Genomic DNA, 4,251 nt, shown 5'->3' on the forward strand with positions numbered 1-4,251 from the left:
CGCGACCTTCCAGACCGACACGTCGACCAGCCCGTCCAGCTCGGCCACGTTGGCCTGCCCTGTTGAGCCGGCCACGAAGTCGCCGCGGCGCAGGAACGGGCGCAATTGCTTGAGGTGCGGCGAGATCATGGGCTCGCCGTGCGCGTCGGGCCACAGCGTGAACTGGCTGGCGGCCACGAAGCCGCCCTGCCCCTTCAGCGCGTGGGCCACGGGCGCCACGCGCGCCGGCAAGGCTCTGGCCTGCGGGCTGACCGCGCCGCCGCGGTCATAGGCGCCGCCCGGCGCCAGGAAGTCGTTCTGCAGGTCGATGATGACCAGCGCGGTCGTGCGGGGATCGAAGGCGTGCATGGCGGGCTCCTACGATGCGGTGCGGGCGATGAGCATGTTGCCCAGGGAATCGACGCGGCCCGCGAAGCCGGGCTCGATCCAGATGGTGGTGTCCGGCTGCTCGAGAATGGCGGGCCCCGCCACCTCGGCGCCCACCGGCAGATCCAGGCGCGCGTAGCGCACGGCGTCGTGCCATTGCCCGGCGTGAAAGACCCGCTGAGTGCCCAGCGCATCGGGCATGGCAGTACTGGTCGGCGCCAGCAAGGCCAGATCGAACTTGGGGCGCTGGCCGATGCGGGCATAGCGCAGATTCAGGATGCGGACCGGAATGCCGGTCAGGCTGCGGCCGAAGGCGGCCTGGTAGGCGCGGTCGAATGCGGCGGCGATGCCGTCGCGGGTGAGGTCCGCCCGGCCCACTTCCACGCGCACGGTGTGGCTCTGGCCCACGTACAGCATGTCGAGTTCAATACTTTCGCGGATGCCCTCGAAGGACACGCCCGCCGAATCCAGACGCGCCTGGCACGCGTCCGCCAGCCCGTCGATGCGGGCCAGCAGGTCGGCCGCATCCAGCGCGTTCAGCGCCACATTCAGGGTCTGGACGCCGTCGTGGCGCATGTCGGCCATGACGCAGCCCAGCGCCGAAGTCACGCCCGGATAGCGCGGGACGATGCCGTGGGCGGCGTCCACCTCGTTCATCATGGCGCACACGTGCAGCGCGCCGCCGCCGCCGAAGGGCATGTAGGCGAACTTGCGCGGATCGTGGCCCCGTTCGATGGAGACGACGCGGATCGCGCCCGCCATCTTGGCGTTGGCCACGGTCAGGATGGCCTCCGCCGCGGCGTGGACGTCCAGGCCCAGCGGGCGCGCGACGTGCTCGTCAATGGCGGCGCGCGCCAATTCAACGTCCATCTTGGCCAGGAGGCCGCCACCCAGCGGACGTTCCGCAGCGATGCGGCCGAGCAGCACGTTGGCGTCGGTGACCGTGGGACGGGTGTTGCCGCGGCCGTAGCAAGCCGGGCCGGGAATGCTGCCCGCGGATTCCGGGCCGACCTGCAGCAGGCCGCCGGCGTCCACGCTTGCGATCGAGCCGCCGCCCGCGCCGATGGTTTCGATCTGGATCATCGGGGCGCGCACGACCATGCCGAAGTCGATGGCGGTCTGCGCCGACAGCGAGGCCTCGCCCTCGGCCACCAGCGACACGTCGAACGAGGTGCCCCCCATGTCGCCCGTGACCACGTTGGGAAAGCCCGCGGCGCGCGCGATGGCCGCGCAGGCGATGACGCCGGCCGCAGGACCCGACAACGCGGTTCGCACAGGCACGTCGCACGCCGTCTGGCGCGACATGACGCCGCCATTGCTTTGCACCACCAGCAGCTCGCCTTCGAAGCCGTGCTGCTGCAGGTCCGATTCCAGCCGCGTCAGGTAGCTGCCCACCACGGGCTGCAGCGCCGCGTTCAGCACGGCCGTCGAGCAGCGCTCGAATTCACGGATCTCGGGCAGCACCTCGGTCGCAGCGGTGACGTTGCCGTTGGGCCAGATCGACCGCACGCGGGCCGCAGCCTGGGCCTCGTTCACCGGGTTGGCGTAGGCGTTGACGAAGAAGACGCAGACCGCGTCGCAGCCCGCTTCCAGCAGCGCGCGCGCGGCGGCCTCGACCTGGTCCAGATCCACGGGCGTGTGCAGCGCGCCATCGGCCAGCACGCGCTCGCGCACTTCGAGCCGCAGGTCGCGCGGCACCACGGGTTCATAGTTGCCGCGCAGGCCCCACGTTTGCGGCCGGTCGCGCCGGCGCATTTCCAGCACGTCGCGAAAGCCTTCGGTCGTGATGATGCCGGTGCGCGCCACCTTGCGTTCGAGTAGCGCATTGGTACCCACGGTGGTGCCGTGCACGATGGTCGCGATATCGCCCGCGCCGTCGGCCACCCGCGCGATGCCGTTCATAAAGCCGCGCGCTTCCTCACCGCGGGTCGACGGCACCTTGACCACGCGGGCGCTGCCGCCCGCCTCGTCCAGCACGAACAGATCCGTGAACGTGCCGCCCACGTCCACGCCCACCACCAAACCTTGCGCCGCGCTCATGCCGACTGCTCCTTCTGAATGTCGCTGACATAGCCCATCTTGCGGTCATGCTCGCGCGCCGCGGCATCGCGCCGCGCGGGCTCGCCATAGCCGCCTCCGCCCGGCGTTTCCAGGCGCACGCGGTCACCGCGTTGCAGCCGGATGCCCAGCATCTTCGAGCTCATGGGCGGGGACTGCCACTGGCCGTCCTGCTGATAGCGGAAGACGTTGAGCGCCGCCTGGCCGCCGCCCGCGATGCCCTTGGGTGCGCTGCGGCCGCGTTCGCCGAAGATGAAGGCTTCGGCGCTGTCTTCCAGCAATTCGATTTCATAGATGGCGCCCAGGCCGCCCCGGTGCGCGCCGTCGCCCGCCGAGTCCGGCCGCAGCGCCCATTGCGTGAAGCGCACGGGATATGCGGCCTCCAGGATTTCCAGCGGCGGAATGGTGGCGGTGGAGATCGGCGCGTTGCCGTGGCTCAGGCCGTCGCCATCCGAATGCCCGCCGTGGCCGCCGCCAAAGAAGCTGAACATGACCCAGCGCTGGCCCTTGCGGGCGGCGTCGCTGCGATAGCCGGCGATCGACAGCGCGTTGATCGTGCCGTAGGCCTGGGCCATGGCGCGGTCGGGCGCGGCCTGGGCCATGGCGCAGAAGATCACATCGATCATGCGCAAGATGGTTTCGGTGTAACCGCCCACGGGACGCGGGCGGTCGGCCGAGATCACCAGGCCGTCGGGCAGCGTCACGTCCACCGCATCCAGCACGCCGGCGTTGGCCGGCACGTCCGGAAACAGGTGTTTGAGCGCCACATAGCAGGCCGCGATGGCGGTGGCGCGCGAGATGTTGACCGGACCCGCGCACGCCGGCGAGGTGCCGGTGAAGTCCAGCCCCAGCCGGTCGCCGGCGATGGTGAGCTTGAGCGCGATGCGCAGCGGCGCGTCGCGCACGCCGTCGTTGTCCAGCATGTCCTCAAACGCATACTCGCCATCCGGCAGGCGGGCGATGTGGTCACGCATCAGGCGGCGCGCGCGTTCCCGCAGCGTGTCCAGGGATTCCAGCACCGTCGCGTCGCCGTATTCGTCCAGCAGGCCGTCCAGGCGCCGCGCGCCCAGTTCCAGCGCGGCCAGCTGGCCGTTCAGATCGCCCCAAAGGCTGTCGGGCAGACGGGTGTTGGCCTTCAGGATGGCCAGCACGTCCTGGTCCAGCACGCCGGCGCGCACGATGCGCACGGGCGGGATCTGCACGGCTTCCTGCCAGCACTCGGTGGCCGCCGGGTTGTAGTTGCCGGGCACCGCGCCGCCCACGTCGTGCCAATGGGCGGCGGACGCCAGAAAGCAGAACAGCTTGCCGCCGCGAAACACCGGTTTGACAAGCTTGAAGTCGTTGGCGTGCGTGCCGCCCTCGTACGGATCGTTGAACAGCCACACGTCGCCGTCCGTCATGCCGCCGCGCTCGGCCGCGGTCTTGGCCGCCGCCTTCACCGCGAACGCCATCGCGCCGACGAAGACGGGCAGGCCCGACTTGCCCTGGATCAGCGTGGCGCCGGTGGCGGCGTCGTACATGCCGTGGCAGGCGTCATGGGCCTCGGCAATGATGGGGTTGAACGCGCTGCGGTACAGCGTCGCGTCCATTTCGTCGGCGATCTGTTCCAGGCGGCCCTTCAGGACCGCCAGGGTAACGGGGTCAAGCATGATGTTGTTCCTAAGAGGTTTGACGCTGTTTCAGCAAATTCAGCAGTCCGCCGGCCTGCACCATGTCAAGCAAAAAGCCGGGCACGGTCTCGCAGTGCAATTCGGCGGGCGTGCCCCCGGGGCGGCCGATGCGGCCGGCGATGGGGTCGAACGTGATGCCCTCGCCCTCGGCCAGGGT

The 4,251-nt window shown here is 70.1% G+C and carries 2 protein-coding genes and 2 pseudogenes; all 4 read right to left on the minus strand.

Features of this window, described 5'->3' with window-relative positions:
- A pseudogene (locus tag B3446_RS23055) lies at positions 1–348 on the minus strand (isochorismatase family protein); the annotation flags it as partial.
- Positions 349–357: 9 nt separating this feature from the next.
- On the minus strand, positions 358–2,406 hold the full coding sequence (locus B3446_RS23060; RefSeq protein WP_291385659.1) for a hydantoinase/oxoprolinase family protein: 2,049 nt from the start codon (positions 2,404–2,406) through the stop codon (positions 358–360).
- Positions 2,403–4,073 (minus strand): hydantoinase B/oxoprolinase family protein, encoded by a 1,671-nt coding sequence (locus B3446_RS23065; protein ID WP_105238454.1) that lies wholly within the window; start codon positions 4,071–4,073, stop codon positions 2,403–2,405. The genes B3446_RS23060 and B3446_RS23065 overlap by 4 nt, the downstream gene beginning before the upstream one ends.
- Before the next feature lie 10 nt (positions 4,074–4,083).
- Positions 4,084–4,251 (minus strand): annotated as a pseudogene (locus B3446_RS23070) (3-isopropylmalate dehydratase); the annotation flags it as partial.

The sequence above is a fragment of the Achromobacter sp. UBA5777 genome (genome assembly GCF_002418565.1).
GTDB lineage: Bacteria > Pseudomonadota > Gammaproteobacteria > Burkholderiales > Burkholderiaceae_B > Achromobacter > Achromobacter animicus.